This is a genomic window from Paenibacillus graminis (assembly GCF_000758705.1).
In the GTDB taxonomy this organism is placed as follows: domain Bacteria; phylum Bacillota; class Bacilli; order Paenibacillales; family Paenibacillaceae; genus Paenibacillus_AQ; species Paenibacillus_AQ graminis.
The window spans coordinates 1,409,768-1,432,223 of the sequence record NZ_CP009287.1 but is presented as its reverse complement, the minus strand read 5'-3'; the positions used below and the strand labels follow the sequence as shown (position 1 = coordinate 1,432,223).

The window sequence follows — 22,456 nt, the reverse complement described above, 5'->3', positions numbered from 1 at the left end:
TCGCATTACAAAACAAAACCTGCCAAGGAGGCAATCACTTTGAATTCAAACATTTCCAGCCAGGTCAGCCAGTGTGAACAAATTATTCAGCAGTTGATCTCCCAGACACAACAGGCCAGCCAAAACTATCAGCAGCTTCTTCAACAGGAGCAGCAAAATGTCGCTAAGCTTGAAGAATTGGCAGACCGTGAACGCAAAGCCAGCCAAATGATCCAACAGGCTCTGCAGGGCCATCAAACGGCTGTTCAGCAGCTGCAGCATGCATCCCAGTTGGTTAGACAGGTAGAGCAAAGTGCCCAGACTTCCAGTTTCAGCACTGGGGCTCAAGGATTCAACACAGGATCACAAGGATATAGCCCATCCTTCAATCCATCCTTCAACCCGGCCTTCAATTCTTCCATGAACCAACAGCCATCACAGATGCTGCACAGCCCGCTCCATTCTTCCTATAGTTCACAGCAGATGCATTCACCAATCTCTTCAGGCCAATCCTTTGGTTCTTCCATGAACCAGGGACGCAGCTTTCAGTAATAGCTATATAGATAGAACTTAAGATTTTTCAGCTTAGGGAGTGGTCGTGACTACGATGAATGTTTGGACCTCCGGCCGCTGTTGTCTCCAAATTTCTTTATACCCACTGTTACCGGCTGAAATCCGAGACAAAGGCGGACGCTGGCGCTCCGTAAGTATCCAAACTTCACCTCCGTCACTGCTTCCCTTTATGTTAACTTTTAAAGTTCAATCGATATAGCACTTAGAAGGGTTCCTCAGCAGCCGCTTTGGCTGGCGGGGAACCCTTTCTGTATCCGGCGGCAATTGAACAAGCCCATTGCTGCTCATGCCGGGTTCATACCACCAGCCGCCCGCGCTTCTCCCCGAGTGTTATCGTCGCCTCGACACCGGAGTTGAACTCCAGAAAGTCGCTTTCGACGCCGTCGCTGAAGATGACTCCGTCCTCCGGCATTTGCGAGGTGATCTTCAGCGGGGCCCGGCTGCTGATCTGTCCAAAAACCAGCCCGGCCGAAGTAGTCCGGCTGGGAAAAGGCTCCCGAACCGTAAAGTACAGGTTCGGGTGATCCCACGGAAGCCGCTGCTCTATTCCCGCAGCTTCCGCAACATTTGCTGCCCGCGCTCCGCCGGCTGCAGCCCCGGCCGTCTGCAGCTGCGCCGCGCTGCGGGCAATCCCCACGGCTCCGGCGAGCACGCTTTTGAGCCAGCCGGTGGAGCCCATCCCGGTGGAGATGATAATGCCGCTGGAGGACTGCTGCTCAGCGACACCGTTCAGCTCCACCTGATAGCGGGCCGAGACATGGGTCTTGCGGCCAACGAAAAGATCGTTGACGCCGTAGAGGCTCTGCCCGTCGTTAAGCTGCGCCTTGGCAAGCGTGACCTCGCGCACCTGGCGCTGGCCCCGGAACACCTCCGGCACCAAATGCCGGAGATCCTTAACAGTGAACGGCAGCAGCACACCATCCCAGCGCTGCGGATCGGGATTGACCCCGATCAGCGGCTGCTCATGCAGGTATTTTAGCGTATTGGCTACAAGTCCGTCCGGCCCCAGCACGACTACGGTATCCTGATCTCCAAAGATAAAGTTCGGCACATGCTGGCGCTCCAGCAGCTGTACCCGGCCCACCGCACCCAGCTCAATAACTGCGCTCTCCACTGCCTTGCGGTAATGAAAATCCTCGCTGATATAGTCGCTGAAATCCGCTCCCAGCCGTTCAATATAGAATTGCGCCTGCTGAATCGTATTGTAGCGGACCACCAGCTCTTCGAGTCGGGTCTTGCGCTTGATCAGGATGATTTTGTTCTCCGAGCTGCGCGTGCTCATCGTCCCCCGCCTCCTCTCGCGGCGTTCCCGCCGTTTCCGGCCGAACCGGCCATCAGTCCCTGCAGCAGATCCGGCGAAATATTCAGTTGACCGATCTTGCCTGCATTTTCCGCCAGCTCCTGGAAGGCGATCGCAATCAGTTTATCCGGCTTCATGCCCACATTAGTCAGAGCCTGGAGCACACCAGGCGCTACGCCCTGGAGCGAATTCATTACCGCCGACAGCTCATAGGCTTTGGCATCCGCTTCGGCTCTTTGATTGGCAACGGTCAGCTCGATCAGTTCCTGCTTCTTCGCTTCAAGCGCTGTATCGAAGCTGAGCTGCTCCTCTTTCATCGCATTCTGCTTTTGCTTTACGGAACGCTCGGCGTCGAGCTGGGTTTCGCGGATTTGCTTCTTTTTCGTCTCGACGGCAATTTCCGTATTCAGCTCGTTCTCCTTCACGCGGCGCTCCTGCTCAATGGAAGCATTGCGGCGCTCATACAGCGCGTTGTCCGCACTGCGCAGAATCTCTTCCCTGGCCTGTGCCTCCAGAGCACGCAGTGTTTCTTTATTCGGGACAATGGCCAGAATCGACAGGCCCATCAGCTCAATGCCCAGCTTCCCGATCTCCTCATTTCGTCCAATCTCCTGGGTAATGGTCTTGGCCAGGCGTTCACTGGACTGAATCGCTTCGCGCAGCGGAAGCTGCTCCAGCTGCTTCTTCGTCAGCACCTTGGCGATATTGATCACACGCTGCGCCAGCTTGCCGGGGTCGTCGGACAGGTACGTATGTTTGCGTAAATTATAAGTGTAATTGAGGATCTGTGTAGTCTTGCGGTAGTCAACAATCCGGTAGGTCAGCTGTCCCTGGACGGTCACTGTCTGGTAGTCATTCGTAATCTCTTCGAACATGAACGGAACATCAATCGAGGATACCGGGACCACAACCACCGAAGTCGTAGGCACATAATAATAAAAAGAAAGACCTACTCCCTCACGCACTACTTTGCCGTTCTTGATCTTAAGTACATACTCGCTGGGCTGGAATTTTACGAATCTGAATCCGAACATGGTCATTACCTCCTGTAAATAATTGTGGCGTTTTTTGTTATTAACAATTTGTTATTAACAATATCTTAGCACAGGTTTTTGATATTATCAAGTTGTTAATAACATATATATGGATGATCCGCACAGCCTTTTTGTCCACCCCTTTACAAGGGTACTCCGTCTGGCGGAACGGGCCAATGTCTCGCTCTGGCAGTACACACCGATTTTTCAAAAGCTGACCGGCAAGCGTCCGCTCGATTACCTGACCGAGCTGCGCATCAGCCATTCCAAGACACATCTGCTGGAATCCGCTGAACCCTTGCGTGAAATCGCCCGGAGGGTAGGATTTTCCGATGAATATTATTTTAGCCGCCGTTTCCGCCAGAAGACCGGGGTTACGCCCGGCCAATATGCGCAAACCCATCGCCGGAAAATCACGGTCAAGGACTGGACCGGACATGTCGTTGACATTCCCGCGAGAGCCAAGCGGATGATCTACCACAGCGAGACGCTTGGCGACCTGCTTGCGCTGGGTGTGACGCCTGTCGGCGGAGATGAGGTATTTGCAGGTAAAAGCGTCTACAGCCACCGGGATCAAAAAGCTGGCCAATGTCGGATTTCCGCTTGATCCTCAGCTGACCCGCTCGTTAAGCCCCGACCTGATCATTGTCGCGAATGCGGATGAACAGCTGTATGCCAGCATAGCAGGCATCGCTCCGACACTCACCTTCGATTCATTCGCGCCGCTCGACAGCCGCATGCGGATTTTGGGGCAAGGGCTGGGTAAGCCGCGTGAGGCCGAAGCCTGGCTGGCTGCCTTCCACGCCAAAAACGCCGCCATGTGGCAGCGTCTCTATAGCGATATCCTCCGGCCGGGCGAAACCGCGTCCGCCTTATTATATGATCACGGCAACTCTTTGTTCGCCATGGGCATGTCTATTGCACTTTCCACAGCAGATGGACTTTAAATCAGCACAAAAAGCCTGCCCTGCAATTAAAATGATATTTGCGTAGAGGCAGCGAGCGCTTTAAGCAGCTGTACAAGAAGCGAACTGCGGTGGAGCGCTTTTTTTGCATCGGAGCATCTTGCTTCATCCACAGCACAGAGGTGCCGCGCTCTTGCACGCTGTATGAGAAAGAAAAGCAGCAGACCTGTCCGCTATCCATACGAACTGGCTTGCTGCTTGTGACGATGATGGAGACCCGTGTTCAATTGAATTTATTGCGCTCTTCTTACTTCTAATTCCGCAATAATTTCATGATGCGGTTTTTCCCACTTATATAGAAAAACCAGAATGAGAATCGACAATACGCTTAAAATAATGGGCAGCCAAATGAAGCTGATTTCTATCATTCGAAGTGCGGATGAAGTCTGAGTTTGATTAGCAACATAACCTCCTGCTGCAAGCAGCCAGGCCGGGATAGCTCCGCCAAGACCAGATCCTAATTTGATTGCAATGCCGGAAGCGGTCGAAGCTAACAATCCTTGTGCGCGAACCCCTGATTTCCATTCACCATAGTCAACGGTATCGGCAATTAATGCAAATAGCAAACCTACCGGCAATCCAAAGCCGATTGCACCTATGACTGTACCTGCAAGCACAAATACTGTACTTTGTCCACTAAAGTGAATAATTAATTGCCCCACAATATTGATGACCATTCCTGAAATAATCAGTGTCTTCTTACTATACTTCTTGGACAGAAACGGTACAAAAATGATTCCTATCAGAGTTAACGAACCAAGAGTATTTACAGTGGCTACAAGATCGGGCTTATCAAGATTGTAGGTAATATAATAGATGCCCGATGACAATTTAATCACGTACATGATAAAAAATACTATACCCAGCAAAACACCCGCAATCCATGGCATATTGCCTTTAATCGATTTGACACTTTCTTTAAGTGGCAGCGATTTACCTCCGGATCTATCCTGAACACGCTCCTTCGTGTTAAAAAACGTTATCAGGAACATGACCATTCCCACTGCGCCAAAAAGAATCATAGTATGGAAGAAGCCCTTTTGCTGGTCGCCGTTACCAAAGAATGCAACAAGCGGCAGCAAGGCCAGGTTAACAAGTAATCCACCAAATTGTCCGCCAAACATCCGAAACGTATTCGCAACCGTTCTTTCTTGAACATCACTGGATAAGCTTGGAAGCAGCGTAGTTAACGGATTATTAACTGCTGTGTATAATACATTGGAAGCGATATAGAAAATGTAGGCATATACCAGCTTCCCGGAAGCACTTAACTCCGGCCCCATAAACAATAAAATGGTAACGATAGTAAATGGAAAGCATGACCACAGAATCCACGGTCTCGATTTTCCCCATCTTGTATTCGTTTTATCAATCAATATTCCGAAGATAGGACTATCGAGCATATCTACAAGTCTTGCAACTAACAGCAGCGTGCCTACAGCAGCAGCACCGATACCATATACGTCTGTAAAGTAAAAAGTTAAATAAGTCGTAACCACCGCATAAATCAAGTTTGAGCCAGTATCTCCTAAACCGTAGCTTACCTTTTCCAATAATGACAGCTTTTGATTCGACTCTTCCTTCAGTGCCATAATGTACCCTCCAGATGAAAACGTATTCAACTCATAAAAAGCAGCGGGTATCTCCTTTGACTTTTTATAGGCTAATCATTCCTTTAATTAAATCTTTTTCAGCACTGCTGTTTCCGATAAAGACATCATAAGCTATCTCTTCGAGCTCCCAATCATTTGCAACAGGATTAAACCATTTGATTTTTTCGATCGGACAGGCGATTTCAACCTTCTCCTTTTGGCCCGGCTTCAGTGTAATCCGTTTGAATCCGCGTAAAACCTTTACAGGTCTATCTATCTTAGAGTGACTAAAACCGACATACATTTGAACGACTTCATCACCTGTTGCGTCCCCGGTATTTTCAATTTCACAGGACCCGGTGATTTGATCGTTAATTACTTTAAAGGCTGCATTAGAAATCGAAAAGCTAGTGTAAGATAAACCAAACCCATAAGGCAGCGAAGGCTCTATACCTTCTTTTTCCAATTTGGCATATCCATGGTAGTAACCGTATTTTATTTCGTCTGCATCCCAATCTACCTTCGGAAGATGGCTTTCGCTTGTTGGTACAATAAAAGGCAGCTTACCGCCAGGGTTGACATCACCGAATAGTGTTTTAGCTATTGCGGTACCGCCTTCCATTCCAGGGTAATACGCCATCAGGATAGAGGAAACAGCCTGCTTCCATTCTTCAATCATGATCATATTCCCGCCAATTAGAACGGCAGCAGAGTTTTGGTTAACTGGCCCAACCGCTTTGATCAGCTCAATGTCCCAAGTGTGCAGACCGAGACTGTTTTTACGATCCCCGCCCTCTTTAAAATCGGCATCCTCGTTCGTGACGGATTCACCTTCATCATCATGGTCATACCCTACAATAAAGACAACGGCATCAACCGATTTTGCCAGCTCCTTGGCTTTTTCTGTGTCTGCTCCATTATCAAAAATAACCTCAGCGTTTGGAAGCAGGCGCTTGATTCCTTCTAATGGTGTAACAACGTATGGGGGAAAGACTCTGCTGGAGCCATAATCACCAATATTTCCTTTATTGCCAAGCTCTCCAATAACCGCTATACGTTTTGTATCTGTTTTGGAAAACGGCAGAACATCATGATTGTTTTTCATCAAAGTCATTGATTTTTCTGCAGCTTCCAGCGCTAAGGCAATATGTTCCTTGCACGCGATAACTCCCTTGCTGTGAGTTTCATTGTCAGCCTCTGCAAATGCGAGCATTGTACGTACTATTCTTACTGCTGCCTCATCGATCTTTTCCTCGCTTACTTGACCGTTTCTTACTGCTTCAACCAGCTTATCGCCAAAAAATTTAGTATGGCACATTTCAATATCCATGCCGCCATTTGCGGCTTCAACTGTATCTTTAATCCCCCATGCAAAGTCGCTTATGACAAAACCATCAAAATCCCACTCACCCTTCAAAACCTGATTCAATAAATAATCATGATGTCCGCAATGGGTTCCATGGTATAAATTGTAGGCACTCATGATACTGGCTGCACCTGCATCTACACACTCCTTAAAGTGCGGCAAGTAAACCTCACGCTCTGTACGTTTATCAGCGGTTACACTTACCTTAAAACGGGCGCATTCCATACTGTTAAAAGCATAATGCTTTACGCAGGCAATCACGTTTTCATCTTGAACCCCTCTTACTAAGGATGACCCCATGGCTCCCAAATGAAATGAGTCCTCACCGTACACCTCCTGGCTTCTTCCCCAACCCGGGTTGTACGGGAGATTGATGCAAACTCCGCCAAAAAAATTGCCGCCCTGTGCGCGAACCTCTTTGCCGATTGCATGTCCAATACGTTGTTCAAGCTCCTGATCGAAGGTAGCGCCTCTGGACATAGAAACCGGAAAACATGTGCTGTTGCCGGATACAACGCCGCGAGGACCGTCAACAAATTTTAATTCCGGTACGCCCAATCGGTCATTGCCGCCAGCGGGATAAGGTATCCAGTTGTAGTGTCTTTCCTTGAAGTCGCTTAACATCTGCTCCATGGACACACTTCCGCTCATTAAATATATTTTTTCTTCCAAATCCATTCGCCCTACGATTTCCTTAGCCTTCGAGCTGTAGGACAAGCGATACTGTTTATTGACCTTCATAATCTGTTCCTCCAATCCATTTTTCCAATATTATTAAACCGTTTTCATTTTTGAGAATGAGAAGAGATTTAATAAATATTTATAGCATAAATATTAATTGAAATCGGATATGCATTCCTTCCTGTTTCTTAGATGAATGATGGGAAGATACAAATCTATGTATAGCCTATCATCAGGAAAGAATAAAAAAACCAAAGAACTCCCCCTATTATTCATGGAGATTCCTTGGTTTAGTTGTAAAACTTATTTAAGATAATACATTCCACACCGTGAACCGGAACATGCAAAGTAAGATGACAATCACCTTGTAATGTAAGCTGATTTAATTGTAATGAAGGTCTGGATATATTCTTTAAATAATCCGTTTCTTCATGGTTCAGATCGACGTATTCGCCCATCCGAATCCATTCGTCATACGCTGATCCGTTATTACGGTTGAGGCTGTACCGTTTACATTTAAAGGTTCCGTAAATATTTTTCAGGTGGATATTTAGTAATAAATCATTAGACTCCTCAAAGATATCATAAGAATTTTTATCCGCTTGCCCGCCCTTCATGAACAATTGGTCAGGATAAGTATGGTTGTAAACCAAAATTTGAATATCTTCTCCTTCCCTTGTCATAATATAATTTTTACCCTTGGCAAATACTGTGCTTCCTAACTTGGATAAAAATACGTAAGCATAATATGCCGATTTCTTTATCCCTTCTGTATTGACCAATCCGGTCCCCCCAAAAAACGGGGTATTTTTTATATCCCACTCATAGAGAATATCGGAAGCTGATAAATAACCCATAGCATTTACAAGTGCTGCCGATTTATCAAGCATATTATCAATAATAAAAGTGGCCATAAAAGCTGTATCATGGAGGAAGTTCGTAACGTCCCAGCTAAAATTCCAGCGTGTTACGATGAATTCAATATCCTTCTTATAATGAGCTTTGAGCATTCGGTGCATTTTTTCCAGCAAATGTTTTGTATGATTTTTTTCTTCATATTGAAATGGAATTAATTTTATATCAACAGGATTTGTTATAGACCTATCCAGCCATTCCTTAAATTTGACCCGGTTATGGTAAATATTGCAGCTGTAAAAATCAATGGGTATGTCATTCTTTTCACAATATTTAAGAAGCTTCTCAGAAATATGTTCTTCAGTATGGAAATTTTCTGCTGCAGGCCCCACTTTTAGTGATGGAGATATTCCTTTAATGAGAAGTGCAGTTTGCTTGTAAAATTCTAAATACTGTTCAAGTGTGCCGCTCCAGTGAATATCATAGGCAGGAAACTCGGTCCATATTTGGAAGTACCATTCAGATACGAAATCACGGCCGTAGCGATTGATACAATTCATCATGAAGGATTGAACAAGGGAAAGCCATTGGCTCATTTCCTTTGGCGGAGAAGTATTCCCCTGATAATTAAAGAAGCTGGTGCTTTTGCTTGCAAATAAAGGCGGCATATAGCTCAAACAAATAAAAGGCTTAATTTCAATATCCCTTAGATAATCAAGAATATTGTTAATAAACTTCCAGTTGAATTTTAAACCGTCCCTGTCTTTTTGCACTACGTCCATTGCCTGGTTAAAAACACCTTCAAAGCGTAAATAACCAATCTTAATTTCTTCTTGCATTTCTTTAATTTGGTCACGGATATTCTGGTTTAACAGCGTATTTGCAGATCCAATATTAATGATTTTGTTCCAGACCTGCTTCAATTCATACCGGTCTGTTTGAATATCCTCAACAACAACGGTTGTTTCAATCGTATTTTCTTCTATCGTTTCGGGCTGGATAGGAATAGTTGCATATTTATTAATTAATTCTGCATTCAAATGGTTAAATAAATTCCTTCCGTCATCCCGCTCCTGATATTTTTTACGTAATTGTAAGGGAGTTAACGAAAATTTGTTTTTTATCGCTTTATAATAGCTTTTTTCATCACTAAAGCCCGAGGCTAACGCAATATTTGAAATGGAAGCTTCCTGGTGTTGCAGCAAAAATAAGGAGTATCTGATCCGGATTTCCTCCAAATACGCCTTAAAGGTAACTCCTACATTTTTTCTGAATTGGTCTGACAAATAAGATGGATTGTAATGCTGCCCCAGCGCTATTTCATTTAGCGTAAGCTTCCCTTTGAAATCCAGTTCAACCCGATTCAGTATTTGTTGGACAATGTTCGAATCTTTATTCGAGACAGGATTTTCCGGTTCGGCCGAAGAGAGCCTCTTGCTAAAGCGGGAGGTTAAGTATCCTAATAGCCGAAGAACATCGCTATTGATTTCCATATTATGCTTGTATTTCCGGGTAATAATTTGACTAAATAGAATGCGAATGACATCATACGGATTTTGATTGTCTTCACTATTTTTAAAGGATTTTAAATCGTATAACAAGCTATAAAAGTCATGATTATATTTATATATAAAAAGACTATCTATATGCAGTTGAATAAAATAAGCATCCAATACCTGTGGAATTACTTGATGGGATTCAAAATGGTTAATTAAAAGGAGATCGTTTTCATGTAAAAAATAATCATTTTGACCGACCATTACCTTCAGCTTGCCCTGAAGCAGCCAAATGACTTCCAGACCTGAGTGTTGTTGGAGCTCCCCGGAATTATAATCATTAATCATGAAATGTATTGGACATCCCGGTAAATATGGAATAGGAATAAATGAATGCTTCAAATCACCACCTCCAATGATTAATGATTGATATTCTTTCTCCAACTGATTTGAAAAATGCAGCTGGTATAAAACATATCACCCGCAGGTGGTTTCTTGGCGACCGAGAGTCGGGGCACCGGAAGAATGAGGGGATAAATGGAAAAACACCTGTATTTCCTGTATTGTTGTAAGTCCTATCTCAACAACAAAGGATATGACAGATGCCACTTCAGTATATCAACGAACTGCTCGAATTACCAGAGCAACAACTTCATAACGTTCTCTCCATTAATACAACGGAAGTGCATTTGGAAGCCTCGCCGGTGGCGTATAAACAGCCCTGCCCCATCTGCTACTTCGGACAATCAGTGATTGAGATGGCCGCAATACGCCGCCCAAGATTTGTCATGACTCCAAAGAACAATATAGGCGTCTCTTTTCTCCTCACAGACTGCAAACCAGGCACTGGGCTCATAGCGGCTGTTTCACGCGTAATCGCCGATGTTACAAAGCTGGTATTCTAATCAAATGCGATGGGCAACGCTTGTTAGGATGAAGGTATCCACCGCTAATTTTCAGGTTGAGCCGGCAATCTATCCTTTTATTTTTTGATTTGTAAACTTTCTTCACACAGATATAATAAAAAGGACACTTGTACACGAAAGGAAGTATTGCGGATGAGCCATGACATTATTATCGAACAGCTTGAGGAATTACAACCGGAAATTGTACAGCAGTTGAACACGCTGATTATAGATGTGGTTGCGGACGGCGCTTCTATCGGTTTCCTGCCTCCGCTTGGAGCAGAGGAAGCGGAAGCTTATTGGCGGGGAGTGCTGGCTCCTGACGTCCGGCTATGGGTCGCACTTGAGGGTGAAACCATTACAGGCTCGGTGCAGCTGCACTCTGTATCCAAGCCGAATGCGCCGCACCGGGCGGAAATTGCCAAGCTGATGGTGCATCCGCAGCACCGCCGCAAGGGCATCGCCCGCAGGCTCATGGAGACCGCGGAGCAGGCAGCGGCGGCGGAAGGCCGGACGCTGCTGGTGCTGGACACACGTGAGGGTGATCCCTCCAACCTGCTCTATCAGTCACGCGGATTTGTGGAAGCGGGCAAAATCCCCGATTATGTCATCTCCGGCGATGGCGAGATGTCCGCCACAGTGATTTATTATAAGCATCAGTAAACAAACGGGCAGCAATTATAGCGGAGACGGAGACTGGGCGCAGCGTACAGCAAGAACAACCAACCGCCGGGGCTGTGGACAGCGCTCTTCCCGGTAACCACTTGTGGCCGCCCAGCAGGCCAGCTGCGGCTCGATCTGAGGTATTTATACCTCTCTTTCCGCCCAGCAAGCCAGCTGCGGCTCGATCAGAGGTATTTATACCTCTCTTTCCGCCCAGCAGGCCAGCTGCGGCTCGATCTGAGGTATTTATACCTCTCTTTCCGCCCAGCAGGCCAGCTGCGGCTCGATCTGAGGTATTTATACCTCTCTTTCCGCCCAGCAGGCCAGCTGCGGCTCGATCAGAGGTATTTATACCTCTCTTTCCGCCCAGCAGGCCAGCTACGGCAGGATCTGAGGTATTTATACCTCTCTTTCCGCCCAGCAGCACGTTTGCTACGCGGTCCAGGGCGCTTTCTCTTCGGCCTCCTCCCACGGCCGGAGTTTATACCGGCTAGGCGTGCTTTCCCGGCACGCAACAAAGAAAAAGCCATCACGGCCTGCAAACGGCAGGCCGGTGATGGCTTTGAATATTTTAATCCCCTTACGCCCACCACATATCCAGCGGCTGCTCGCGGATCAGAATCGACTGCAGGTTGGTCACTGCGCGGTAGAAGCCTTCATCCACGGACATGAGCGGATCTTCGTGCTCAATACTAACCACGTAATCATAGCCGTACGTACGCAGCGCACTCATAATGTCCGACCATTCGGACAGGCTGTGTCCGCAGCCGACGGAGCGGAAGGTCCACGCGCGGGTCTGCACATCGCCATAAGGCTGCATGTCTGTCAGACCGTACATGTTGATGTTGTCCTGGTCCAGGTACGTGTCTTTGGCATGAAAATGGTGGATCGCGCCGGCTTTGCCGAGAATCTTGATCGCACCTACAGGATCAATGCCCTGCCACCACAGATGGCTCGGATCGAGATTCGCGCCAATCGCCGGACCGGTTGCTTCTCTCAGCTTGAGAATCGTATACGGGGTATGGCACAGGAAGCCGCCGTGCAGCTCGATGCCGATCTTCACGCCATGCTCTTCCGCGAGCTGGGCGATTTCTTTCCAGTAAGGAATCAGCTTGTGCTCCCACTGCCAGGTTAGAATATCGCTGTACACTGTAGGCCAAGGTGTGACCGGCCAGTTCGGCGTTTTGGCCTCGTCGCTGTCCCCGGCTGTGCCCGAGAACGTGTTGACTACAGCAACGCCCATCAGTGAAGCGAGCTTGATCGACTTGCGCAGGATTTCATCGCCCTGGCGCGCTTCCTCCCGATCCGGCGAAATCGGGTTGTTATGGCAGCTGAACGCGCTGATCATAATGCCGCGTTTCGTGAACTTGTCCAAATATGCCTCACGGGCCGCTTCGCTTGCCAGCAGCTCATCCGTAGGACAATGGGAGTTGCCGGGGTTCCCGCCCGAGCCGATCTCGACGGCGTTCAGGCCGGCGGCGGCGATTTTATCCAGCATCTCATCCAGGCTCAGACTTCCAAATACGGGATCAAATACTCCTAATTTCATTTATACTCCCACCTTTTCTCTAATTGGCTCCAGTGCCTCGGAATGTCCATACACGGGGTAATCACGCTTAGTTGGCGCACACCAGTTCACGCCGTTGATAATCACCTGTTGAATTTCTTTATTGTAATAGGTCGGGTAGGACTCATGTCCGGGCTGAAAATAAAAAATCTTTCCGCTGCCGCGCCGGTACGTCGATCCGCTCGGGAATACATTCCCGCCTTCGAACCAGCCGACAAAAATCAGCGACTCCGGTGCTGGAACATCAAAGTGTGCCCCGTACATTTCTTCCTGCTCAAGGTCAATATACTCGCCGATGCCTTCGGCAATCGGATGGCTCGGGTCCATGACCCACAGGCGCTCTTTTTCCCCGGCTTCGCGCCATTTCAGATCACAGCTTGTGCCCATCAGCTTCATGAAGATTTTGGACATATGCCCTGAATGCAGCACCACCAGCCCCATTCCCTGCAGCACGCGCTGATGAACCCGGTTCACGATCTCATCGCTCACTTCCTGATGGGCCACATGCCCCCACCATACCAGTACATCCGTGTTGTTCAGCACTTCCTCCGTTAACCCATGCTCCGGTTCATCCAGCGTTGCTGTCGCTGTATCCAGTCCGGCTTCACTGAGGAAGGATGCCAGCTGGGCATGAATGCCCTGCGGATACACCTCACGGATTCGGTCTTCCTCACGTTCATGACGATATTCATTCCATACGGTTACTCTGGTCAATATGAACACACTCCCGGATTTCATTCTAAAATTCACCATTTGGAATCTGATCGCGACTGCTGGGAACGTTCGGGCTTCCGTCCGCTGTTATGATTGATTTTCCTCATTTAAACCGCTGGTTACGGTAGAAATCCAATCACAAAGGCGAACGCTTGCGCTCCTGCAGTTCCAAACTTCTCCACCGCACTTTACTTCTTATCACCAATTTTTCCAATTAAACTCAATTAGTCAAAAAATACAGGCATTCCTGTTTCGGACGATTTATAGATAGCTTCCAGAATGCGGGTAACCACCAGCGCCTGCTCCGGCTTCACGACCGGTTCGGTGTCATTGACAATACACTCGATCCACTGCTTCGCTTCAGCCACCGCCGGATCATCCCCCGCACCGTCGTAGAAATCCACTCCGGCTGCATCCAGGCCAATATGCTTCTCATAGGTTTTGCCATATTCTTCACCGTTGATGCGCAGGCCCTTCTCCATGTCCGCTCCGCCTTCTGTACCACAGAGCACAGTTCTGGCCTCGCCCACATCAAGAGTATTCAGCGCCCAGCTGGCCTCAAGAACGATAGTCGCTCCGTTCTCCATCGTAATGAAGCCGATCGCCGAGTCCTCTACCGTGAATTTTTCCGGGTCCCATGGTCCCCAGGCATTGGCGGCGTTCTTGCGGCCGGACAGCTTATGATAGGCATTGCCTACAGCATACTTAGGCTTGTAGTTGTCCATCATCCACAAGGTAAGATCAAGGGCATGGGTGCCAATATCGATCAGCGGCCCGCCGCCCTGCGCTTCTTCATCCAGGAAAACGCCCCAGGTTGGCACCGCACGGCGGCGGATGGCCTTGGCTCTGGCATAATAAACCTCTCCAAGCCCGTTATTCTCGCATACAGTGTGCAGGTAAGCCGAATCCGCCCGGAAGCGGTTCTGGTAGCCAATGGTCAGCTTCTTTCCTGTCCGCCCCGCCGCGTCAATCATCGCCTGGGCTTCCGCCGTTGTTTTGGCCATAGGCTTCTCACACATCACATGCTTCCCGGCCTCCATAGCAGCGATGGAAATTTCCGCATGGGAAATGTTCGGCGTACACACATGAATCACATCTATACTTGCATCCTTAAGCAGCTCTTTATAATCGTTGTAGACCGCAGCGCTTTCATTTCCAAACTCTGCTTTGGCCTTTTCGGCACGTTCCGGCACGATATCGCAGAACGCCACCATCTCCGCACCCTCCACTTTTTGCAATGCCGGCATATGTTTGCCGTTGGCGATACCGCCGCAGCCGATAATTCCTATCTTTAGCGTCATAGTTGGCCTAACCTCCACTGGTTTTGATATCTCTATCATACAAATCTGCCCCGGCGCTTTCTTCCTGCATTCTTGCTGTATTATTCCTGAATATTGTCTTATGGTACTTCAGCGGAGAAATCCCTGTGGCCTCCTTGAAAAAATGGTGAAAGGTCTTCACACTGCCAAACCCCGCAGCCTCCGCCACAGCGGACATCGGCAGGTCCTCGTTTAACAGAATCCACTTCGCTTTGTTGAGGCGGTATTCATTCAAAAAAGCAACAAAGGTCATTCCTGTGTTCCGCTTGAACAGTTTGGTGAAGTAGTAGGGGCTGAAGCCCATATAGCGGGCCACCTCGTTCAGTGAAATCGACTTCTGGTAATGCAGCTCCACATAGGCAAAAATCCGCTCCAGGCGCTCCATCGTTTCTCTGGACTGGGTCAGCGTATCCTCCGAGAACTTAGGCTGCCGCTGCGTTCTATTCTTAGGAATTTCCCGCAAAATAACTGTCAGCAGCTCGAACATTCTTGCTTTGATTAAATAGGCATACCCTTCCCGGCGCTGGGTATCTTCCTCGTAGATGCTCTCGATCAGCGAAATAACTTTGGCGGTAGCTGCCTCAGGCCATGCCGGGCTGGAATGCTCCATCTCCGTAAACAGGTCCCGCAGCGAATAGCCGCTGCCCCCCAGGGCGGCAACCTCCTGAAACAGATTCAGGTCGAACTGGATCACCACCCGCTCACTCTCAGGCGATGCCAGAAAATAATGCACATCCCCGCCGTTGATGAACTGAATTTCCCCCTGCTCCATACGGATCGGGGTATCATTTATTCCCAGATTTAGTCTTCCCTTAGTAACGTAGATAATTTCGACTTCCTTATGCCAATGCGGATAACACAGCTCATCCCCTCCACAAATCAGACTGCGGAAGGGAAAATGCTTATCCACATCTGGAAGCTCCAGATAAATGCTCATGAGTGCGGCTCCTTGTCCGTATGATGCACTGAAGGTAACATATGATATCTATACTTATATAGTTGGATAGGGTTCATTATTTATATCGTCCTCCAAAGAAAATTCATGATTCACAGGCAATAGAGTAAACGTTTACTTTATCGTAGACTCCTCTTATTTCTTTGTCAATCGCTGTTCTATTTTGTACAGAGATTCGGGGGTCTGTCAGACTGCTTTTAAATTTTTTGTAGAATCTACCCGTTGACAAAAATATATCTTGCCTTTATATTTCAGGTAAGCGTAAGCGTTTACGTTATACCTTAAATCCGAATGAAACAGGAAACTGAGGAACTGCCTTATGAATCCTACGATCAAAGATGTCGCCCAGAAAGCAAATGTATCCATTGCCACCGTGTCCCGTGTGCTGAATAACCTGACCGGCTACTCGGACAAAACAAAGCAGAAGGTGAACCAGGCGATCAAAGAGCTCGGATACCAGCCCAATGCTATCGCCCGCGGTCTCATCAACAAGCGGACACAGACTATCGGCGTGATGTTTCCCAAAGTTTCCAGCGCCTTCTCTTCCGATCTGCTCCACGGGATTGACGAATTCGCCCATGACAGCAATTACAGTGTAGTCGTCTGCAACACAGATAATGATGGCAAGCGGACAATGAAGTATTTGCAGCTGCTGCGCGAAAAACAGGTAGATGGCATTATTTTTTCCAGTGAGGTGCTGAGTAAAGAGTACTATGAGGTGCTGAAGAACATGAAGATACCGGTTGTTCTTGTCTCCTCGCAGACGGATTTTGCCAAGGTGCCCTATGTGAAGGTTGATGATTATCAGGCGGTCTATGACGCGATTCAATTTCTGATCTCCAAAGGACACCGTAAAATCGCCATGATCAGCGGAACCAAAGGCGATCCCCTCGCCGGGACTCCCAGAGTGCAGGGCTACCGCAAAGCGCTGGAAGCGAGCGGAATTGCTTTTGACAGCAGCCGCCTTGTGTATGGAGACTTTTCATTCGAGAGCGGCAGCAGGGCAATGGAAGCCATATTGCGCAAAGCGGGAGAGGCTACCGCCGTCTTTGCAGCCTGTGATGAGATGGCCATTGGCGCACTCTCCGCAGCCCTGAAACACGGTCTGAACGTTCCCGAGGATATCTCGATCATGGGATATGATGATCTCAAACCGGCACAGATGGTTACGCCTCCGCTAACGACAGTCCGGCAGCCGCTGTACGAAATGGGAAAGATCGCCTCCGAGAAGCTGATCCGGATGATTGAAACCGGGGAAATCGCCGCAAACAAGATCATTGCTCATTCGATTGTAGAAAGACAAACGGTAAGAACACTTACCTAAGTCTTTTATCAATATAACGTAAACGCTTAACCTAAAGGTCCCGATTGTTGACCATCCTGTCGGAGGCACCCGTATTTACAACTGGAAAATCCAGTAATCATATACAGTTAATCCAGGGATAGTTTGGTTGGGACGTAGAGTAAACGTTTACTTAAATGGCAGTAAACTGCTAAATTTAGTACTCAGGGGGATTCCATCCATGAAAAAAACAATGAAACCCGTAACAGTAAGCCTGCTGGCTATGTCACTGCTCAGCGCCTGCGGCAATAATAGCGGCAGCAACGCTGCTACCGATGATGGAGGGAACGCCGCTGCCGGTGAGAAGGTCAAGATTGAGTTCTTCCAGAACAAGACGGAAGCCAAAGCCACCTTCGACAAGCTGGTCGCCCAGTTCAACGCCGCGAACCCTAACATCGTAGTCTCGCAGATTAACCCGCCGGATGCCGAAACGGTGCTGAAGACCCGCGCCGCTAAACAGGATCTTCCCGATGTCATCGGCCTTGGCGCCACCGACACTTACAAGACCCTCTCCGCCAGCGGACTGTTCGAAGACTTCACCGGTGATCCGCTGGTCTCCTCTATCCAGCCCGCTTATGTCAAAATGCTCAATGACCTGACGGGGTCAAGCGAACTGAACGGCATTCCGTTCTCTGCCAATGCCAGCGGTGTCATCTATAACAAAGCGATGTTCAAGGAAGCTGGCGTTGCCGTGCCAACGACTTGGGATGAATTCATCGCAGCAGCCCAGAAGTTCAAAGACAGCGGCAAGTATGCCTTCTACCTGACGCTAAAGGATTCCTGGACCTCACTCACCCCTTTCAACTCCCTGGAGCCAAGCATTCTCGGCACTGATTACTTCAAGAAGCGCACCGAAGGCAGCGTGACCTTCAAGGACAGCTTCCGGGAAATCGCCGAGAAGCAGCTGAAGCTGACAGAATTTGCCCAGAAGGACATTTTCGGCAAGGGCTACAATGACGGCAATACGGCATTCGCCAAGGGTGAATCTGCGATGTATCTGCAAGGGGTATGGGCAATCCCTGAAATCATGAAGGCTAATCCATCTCTTGAGCTGGGCGTATTCCCGTTCCCGGCCACCAATGATCCCGCAAAAAACAAGGTCATTTCCGGTGTGGATACCCTGCTGACGATCTCCAAGGACAGCAAGCATAAGGAAGAAGCGAAGAAATTCGTCGAATTCCTTCTTCAGCCGCAGAACGTAACGGCATACATCACCGAGCAAAAAGCATTCCCGGCGGTGAAGGGCGTGACTCAGGATGACCCTGCCATGGACGGCTTCAAGGAAGCATTCACCTCCGGCAAGCTGGCCGATTTTGCCGACCATTACATCCCTGGGGCGATGAAGGTCGATACGATTATTCAAAGCTTCCTCAACAGTAAAGACATCGACGCATACCTGAAGCAGCTCGATACAGAATGGGATAAGGTAGCTAACCGGAAATAAGATTGCCAATCCATAGCATGAACTACAAGCATCAGGAGAACAGGGGCGGCAAGCCCCTGCTTCTGCGCTTTTTTCTAAGGAGGATTAACTGATGGCCAAACGGCGAGCCGCTTTTTACCTGATGACTATACCAGCACTGCTGCTGTTCTTCGCGTTTCATACGTTTCCGGCGCTGCAGGGTATTTATTATTCGTTCACGAACTGGGATGGTTACAGCAAAAGCTTTGATTATGTGGGGTTCAAGAATTTCATTAATATTTTCAAAGACGAGAATGTGCTGAACTCTTATCTTTTTACCTTTAAATACGCCATCGCTACAACTGTCCTCATCAATATTATCAGCCTGCTGATCGCACTGGGACTGAATGCCAAGATAAAGGCCAAAAACTTTTTCCGCGGCGTATATTTCCTGCCCAATATCCTCAGCGTGCTGATTGTCGGCTTTATCTTCAACTATCTGTTCTCCAATGTGTTTCCGGTGTGGGGCGAGAAGCTGGGAAGTGATTTTCTCTCGCAGAACATCCTCGGCAACTCCGATTGGGCCTGGATCGGGATCGTCATTGTTGCAGTCTGGCAGGGCATCGCTTATAACACCATTCTGTATCTGGCCGGATTGCAGACGATTCCCCATGATCTTTATGAAGCTTCCAATCTGGACGGCGCGAGCCGCTGGCGGGAATTCTGGAGCATTACCTTTCCGCTGCTTGCTTCCTTTTTCACGATCAATATGGTGCTGGCGATGAAAGGCGGATTGATGGTTTTCGACCAGATCATCGCCCTGACAGGCGGGGGTCCCGGCCGTTCTACGCAATCCATCGCCCTATTGATTTACACCGGCGGCTTCCAGGGCGGAGAATTCGCATACCAGTCGGCGAACGCCGTGATTTATTTTATCGTCATCGTCGTCATCTCCGCCCTTCAGCTTAAATTCCTGCAGAAACGGGAGATGGACCTATGATCAAAAAATCGACGAATTGGCCGGTTACGGTAATTATCGCGCTGTGTTCCCTGCTGATCCTCTTTCCGCTGTACATGACGGTCGCCATCGCACTCAAAAATCCCGAGGAAATGGCCCGCTCCATTTTCTCCCTGCCAACCGGGCTGCATTTCGAGAATTTCGCGAACGCCATCAAGGCGACGAATTTCTTCAACGCCCTGGGCAACAGTGCCACAATTACTGTAACAGCGGTTGTATTTATTCTGCTCACGAATTCTATGGTCGCCTACGCCATTGCCCGGAATATGAATAAGCGCTTCTTCAAAATGCTCTACTTCTATTTCATCAGCGCTATGTTCATTCCGTTCCAGATCATTATGCTGCCGGTGGTCAAAGTCACTACCGACCTGCATATGAACAATATTCCCGGGCTGATTATTTTGTACATCGTCTATGGCCTTGCTTTTAATGTCTTTGTGTATGTCGGTTATATCCGCTCCATTCCGTATGAGCTGGAGGAAGCGGCTACAGTGGACGGGGCCTCGACCTGGGGCACCTTCTGGCGGATTATTTTCCCGCTGCTGGCTCCTGTCAATGCGACCATCGGCATCTTGTCCTGCCTGTCTACCTGGAATGACTTCATGCTGCCGCTGATTCTCTTGGGCAACCAGGATTCCTATACGCTGCCGCTTGTGCAGTATGTCTTCCAGGGCCAATTCAGCACCGATTTCAACCTGGCTTTCGCCTCGTATCTGCTGGCTTTGTCCCCTATGATAGTTATTTATCTGTTCGCACAGAAATGGATTATCGGCGGCCTTACCCAAGGCTCCATTAAGTAAATTTACGTACCGCAGTTCATATAGAGACAGGAGTGCAGAACCATGAACAAGCAATGGTGGAAAGAAAGTGTAGTCTACCAAATCTACCCCCGCAGCTTTCAAGACAGCAATGGAGACGGCATCGGTGATCTTCAAGGGATAATATCCCGGCTTGATTATTTGGAGCTGCTTGGTATCAACGTGGTCTGGCTGTGTCCGGTATACCAGTCGCCCAATGACGATAACGGTTATGATATCAGCAATTATCAGAATATTATGAATGAATTCGGCACACTCGCTGACTGGGAGGAGCTGCTTGCCGGGCTTCATGCCCGCGGTATGAAGCTGATTATGGATCTGGTGGTCAACCATTCCTCGGATGAGCATGCCTGGTTCGCTGAATCACGCAAATCCCCGGACAGCCCTTACCGGGACTATTACATCTGGCGGGCAGGCAAGGACGGGCATGAGCCTAACAATTGGGGCTCCTTCTTCAGCGGCCCGGCCTGGGAATACGATGCGCAGACCGGCGAATATTTCCTGCACCTGTTCTCCCGGAAGCAGCCGGACCTGAATTGGGACAATCCGAAGCTGCGGCAGGAAATCTACGATATGATGACCTGGTGGCTCGATAAAGGCATCGACGGGTTCCGCATGGACGTAATCAACCTGATCTCCAAGGTTCCAGAGCTTCCCAATGTGGGGAAAGACCAGGAGGACGGCGAACGGACCTATCATTTTGGCGGTGAATATTTCGTAAACGGTCCGCGCGTGCATGAATACATCCAGGAAATGAACCGGGAGGTCCTGTCCAAATACGACATCATGACTGTCGGTGAAGCCATCGGCGTCACCCCTGAAGAAGCGGCGTTGTATGTCGGCGAAGACCGGAATGAGCTTCAAATGCTGTTCCACTTCGAACTGATGGAGGTTGATTCCGGGCCGGGAGGCAAATGGGATGTGCAGCCATGGAAGCTGGCGGACATCAAATCAATCTTCTCCAAATGGCAGACCGCGCTGCATGGCAAGGGCTGGAACAGCCTTTACCTGAACAATCATGACCAGCCGCGCATGCTGTCCCGCTTCGGAGATGATAAGCACTATCCCAAGGAGTCGGCCAAAATGCTGGCTACGCTGCTGCATACACTCCAAGGCACGCCTTACATCTACCAGGGCGAAGAAATCGGCATGACCAACGTCAAATTTGACTCTATAAACGACTATAAGGATATTGAAATCCTGAATATGTATAAGGAATACCGGGCCGCGGGGTATGCGGAGGAAGAAATTATGAACTCCATTTATGTCAAAGGCCGCGACAATGGGCGTACCCCGATGCAGTGGAGCGCGGAGCCTCAGGCCGGATTCACCACCGGCACACCTTGGCTGGCCGTGAATCCAAACTATACGGAGATCAACGCCGAGCAGGCCCTGGCTGATCCCGATTCGATTTTCCACTACTATAAAAAGCTGATTGAGCTGCGGAAAAGCCATGACATATTCGTGTACGGGGATTATGCGATCCTGGCCGAGGAGCATGAGCAGGTATATGCCTATCTCCGCACACTTGGAGAAGAGCAGCTGCTCGTCATGCTGAACTTCTTCGGCCGGCCTGCCGCCTTCGAGCTTCCTGCATGTGTGATCTTTAAGGAGAAGACACTGCTTATCGCCAATTACGGAGTACAGCCGGAGGAGGATATCCGTTCCCTATCGCTGCGCCCTTACGAGGCCCGGGTGTATAGGCTGAGATAGTGCTTTTGCACGTATTGTTCTAATTCCGTTCAAAAAAGAAGGAGCATCCTGCTCCTTCTTTCTTTTATCCGCACAAGTCCAGTCGATGTATTGGTTCACTTCACGTAAGCATATCTATTACTGTTGGAAGAAGACTGACTTCACGGGAGTATCGCTCACAAAACTTAGCATATGCTTACGAAGCGAGTTTTGTACGAAG

17 protein-coding genes and 1 pseudogene are annotated in these 22,456 nt (G+C 48.6%); 9 read left to right on the top strand and 9 right to left on the bottom strand.

All coding sequences use genetic code 11. The features are described from left to right. Nucleotides 1–39: 39 nt before the first annotated feature. Nucleotides 40–309 (top strand): annotated as a pseudogene (locus tag PGRAT_RS34870) (hypothetical protein); the annotation flags it as partial. A gap of 538 nt (nucleotides 310–847) precedes the next feature. Here the strand turns inward: PGRAT_RS34870 and PGRAT_RS06105 are convergent. Both PGRAT_RS06105 and PGRAT_RS06100 read right to left on the bottom strand, forming a co-directional pair. After that, complete coding sequence (locus PGRAT_RS06105; RefSeq protein ID WP_042266206.1) at nucleotides 848–1,834, bottom strand: NAD(+)/NADH kinase; 987 nt, start codon at nucleotides 1,832–1,834, stop codon at nucleotides 848–850. After that, nucleotides 1,831–2,886: an SPFH domain-containing protein gene (locus tag PGRAT_RS06100; RefSeq protein WP_025708450.1), complete on the bottom strand. Its 1,056-nt coding sequence runs from the start codon at nucleotides 2,884–2,886 to the stop codon at nucleotides 1,831–1,833. The genes PGRAT_RS06105 and PGRAT_RS06100 overlap by 4 nt, the downstream gene beginning before the upstream one ends. Nucleotides 2,887–2,995: 109 nt before the next feature. Here PGRAT_RS06100 and PGRAT_RS34220 point away from each other — a divergent pair, with 109 nt between their 5' ends. Then, the gene (locus PGRAT_RS34220) at nucleotides 2,996–3,493 is read left to right on the top strand and encodes a helix-turn-helix transcriptional regulator (protein ID WP_025708449.1); all 498 of its coding nucleotides are present in this window, start codon (nucleotides 2,996–2,998) and stop codon (nucleotides 3,491–3,493) included. Next, nucleotides 3,429–3,833 carry a substrate-binding domain-containing protein gene (locus tag PGRAT_RS34215; protein ID WP_025708448.1) on the top strand — a complete coding sequence of 135 codons (405 nt, stop codon included), beginning with the start codon at nucleotides 3,429–3,431 and terminating at the stop codon, nucleotides 3,831–3,833. Before PGRAT_RS34220 ends, PGRAT_RS34215 begins: the two co-directional genes overlap by 65 nt. A 251-nt stretch (nucleotides 3,834–4,084) precedes the next feature. Here the strand turns inward: PGRAT_RS34215 and PGRAT_RS06090 are convergent, their stop codons facing one another. From PGRAT_RS06090 to PGRAT_RS06080, 3 genes are all read right to left on the bottom strand, one after another. Beyond that, complete coding sequence (locus PGRAT_RS06090) at nucleotides 4,085–5,443, bottom strand: glycoside-pentoside-hexuronide (GPH):cation symporter (RefSeq protein ID WP_025708447.1); 1,359 nt, start codon at nucleotides 5,441–5,443, stop codon at nucleotides 4,085–4,087. Nucleotides 5,444–5,507: 64 nt separating this feature from the next. Beyond that, nucleotides 5,508–7,550 carry a beta-glucosidase gene (locus tag PGRAT_RS06085; protein ID WP_025708446.1) on the bottom strand — a complete coding sequence of 681 codons (2,043 nt, stop codon included), beginning with the start codon at nucleotides 7,548–7,550 and terminating at the stop codon, nucleotides 5,508–5,510. 230 nt (nucleotides 7,551–7,780) lie between these two features. After that, nucleotides 7,781–10,243 carry a GH39 family glycosyl hydrolase gene (locus PGRAT_RS06080; protein WP_036706769.1) on the bottom strand — a complete coding sequence of 821 codons (2,463 nt, stop codon included), beginning with the start codon at nucleotides 10,241–10,243 and terminating at the stop codon, nucleotides 7,781–7,783. A 656-nt stretch (nucleotides 10,244–10,899) separates the two neighbouring features. Between PGRAT_RS06080 and PGRAT_RS06070 the strand changes: the two genes are divergently transcribed. Beyond that, entirely contained in the window at nucleotides 10,900–11,409 is a 510-nt protein-coding gene (locus PGRAT_RS06070; RefSeq protein ID WP_025708443.1) for a GNAT family N-acetyltransferase, read from the top strand. 580 nt (nucleotides 11,410–11,989) lie between these two features. Here the strand turns inward: PGRAT_RS06070 and PGRAT_RS06065 are convergent. From PGRAT_RS06065 to PGRAT_RS06050, 4 genes are all read right to left on the bottom strand, one after another. Beyond that, nucleotides 11,990–12,958, bottom strand: a complete 969-nt coding sequence (locus PGRAT_RS06065; RefSeq protein WP_025708442.1) for a sugar phosphate isomerase/epimerase family protein — start codon at nucleotides 12,956–12,958, stop codon at nucleotides 11,990–11,992. Then, nucleotides 12,959–13,690: a ThuA domain-containing protein gene (locus PGRAT_RS06060; RefSeq protein ID WP_025708441.1), complete on the bottom strand. Its 732-nt coding sequence runs from the start codon at nucleotides 13,688–13,690 to the stop codon at nucleotides 12,959–12,961. A gap of 224 nt (nucleotides 13,691–13,914) precedes the next feature. Further along, the gene (locus PGRAT_RS06055; RefSeq protein WP_025708440.1) at nucleotides 13,915–14,991 is read right to left on the bottom strand and encodes a Gfo/Idh/MocA family protein; all 1,077 of its coding nucleotides are present in this window, start codon (nucleotides 14,989–14,991) and stop codon (nucleotides 13,915–13,917) included. Between the two features lie 7 nt (nucleotides 14,992–14,998). Continuing rightward, nucleotides 14,999–15,946, bottom strand: a complete 948-nt coding sequence (locus tag PGRAT_RS06050; RefSeq protein WP_025708439.1) for an AraC family transcriptional regulator — start codon at nucleotides 15,944–15,946, stop codon at nucleotides 14,999–15,001. 337 nt (nucleotides 15,947–16,283) lie between these two features. Between PGRAT_RS06050 and PGRAT_RS06045 the strand changes: the two genes are divergently transcribed. From PGRAT_RS06045 to PGRAT_RS06025, 5 genes are all read left to right on the top strand, one after another. After that, nucleotides 16,284–17,288 carry a LacI family DNA-binding transcriptional regulator gene (locus tag PGRAT_RS06045; RefSeq protein ID WP_042266205.1) on the top strand — a complete coding sequence of 335 codons (1,005 nt, stop codon included), beginning with the start codon at nucleotides 16,284–16,286 and terminating at the stop codon, nucleotides 17,286–17,288. A gap of 199 nt (nucleotides 17,289–17,487) precedes the next feature. Continuing rightward, nucleotides 17,488–18,750: an ABC transporter substrate-binding protein gene (locus tag PGRAT_RS06040; protein WP_025704092.1), complete on the top strand. Its 1,263-nt coding sequence runs from the start codon at nucleotides 17,488–17,490 to the stop codon at nucleotides 18,748–18,750. Between the two features lie 91 nt (nucleotides 18,751–18,841). Continuing rightward, on the top strand, nucleotides 18,842–19,708 hold the full coding sequence (locus tag PGRAT_RS06035; protein WP_025704091.1) for a carbohydrate ABC transporter permease: 867 nt from the start codon (nucleotides 18,842–18,844) through the stop codon (nucleotides 19,706–19,708). Continuing rightward, nucleotides 19,705–20,526 (top strand): carbohydrate ABC transporter permease, encoded by an 822-nt coding sequence (locus PGRAT_RS06030; RefSeq protein ID WP_174469021.1) that lies wholly within the window; start codon nucleotides 19,705–19,707, stop codon nucleotides 20,524–20,526. The genes PGRAT_RS06035 and PGRAT_RS06030 overlap by 4 nt, the downstream gene beginning before the upstream one ends. Before the next feature lie 42 nt (nucleotides 20,527–20,568). Beyond that, nucleotides 20,569–22,257, top strand: coding sequence for a glycoside hydrolase family 13 protein (locus PGRAT_RS06025; protein ID WP_025704089.1), 1,689 nt, complete (start codon nucleotides 20,569–20,571; stop codon nucleotides 22,255–22,257). Nucleotides 22,258–22,456: the final 199 nt, after the last annotated feature.